The sequence below is a fragment of the Pantoea sp. ANP04 genome (assembly GCF_041982285.1).
In the GTDB taxonomy this organism is placed as follows: Bacteria; Pseudomonadota; Gammaproteobacteria; order Enterobacterales; family Enterobacteriaceae; genus Pantoea; species Pantoea eucalypti.
The window spans coordinates 1-876 of sequence record NZ_JAUTYS010000038.1; the positions used below are offsets into that span (position 1 = coordinate 1).

An 876-nucleotide genomic window follows, 5' to 3' on the forward strand; every position below is an offset into this window, starting at 1 on the left:
CTTGTCGGCCACGAGATTTTCGTAGTTGCCGCCGCTGACGTTGGTGATGGAGTTGGTCAGCGGAGTGTGGCCGACCAGTACATCGTTCGGCGCGCTGATGCTCACCGAACCGGTGGTCTCGCCGACCGGGATGGTGATCTTCTCACCGTTGGCCAGGTTCACGGTGACGGGCGAACCGGTCACAGGAGCGCTAACGGTGGCGGTATAAGTGACGTTGCCGCCTTCGGCAGCCGAAGGCGTGGCCTTGAGCGTGACGGTGGAGTTGTCGATGGTGTCAGTCACATCGGTTACGGCTGGCGTGGTGTTTGGCACCAGCTTCTCGAAGTTGCCACCTTCGGCCTTGGTGATAGTGGCCTCAACCTTGCCAGCGTCTTTGTAGACGTCATCGGCTGGGGCCGCGACGGTGGCGGTGCCGGTGGTGGCACCAGCAGCGATAGTGATGACAGCACCGTTGCTCAGGGTCACGGTGACCGGAGTCCCTGCAGCGTTGGTCAGCGTAGCGGTGTAAACGATGGACCCGCCTTCTGCTACCGAGTCAGTAGCACTCAGGCTCAGGGTGGTGGTGTCTGGCGTATCAGTAACCGAGGTTTCAGCTGGCTTGTCGTTGATCTCCAGCTTCTCGTAGTTACCGCCGTCAGCCTTGGTGATGGTGGTGCTCAAGGAGCTACCGCCAGCCAGGGCATCGTTCGGCGCGGTGAAGTTCACGGTGCCGGAGGATTCACCGACTGGAATGGTGATGGTTTGACCGTTGGACAAGGTCACCACGACCGGCGAACCGGTCACCGGAGCCGTAACCGACGCGGTGTAAACCACCGTTCCACCTTCGGCGACGCTTGGGGTGGCAGTCAGGCTGACGGTGGAAGTGTCGATGGTGTC

The 876-nt window shown here is 61.3% G+C and carries 1 protein-coding gene; it reads right to left on the reverse strand.

Annotated elements, in window-relative coordinates:
* Positions 1–876 (reverse strand): immunoglobulin-like domain-containing protein (locus Q7C21_RS22145; protein WP_375151106.1); only part of this gene is annotated, 876 nt, incomplete at both ends.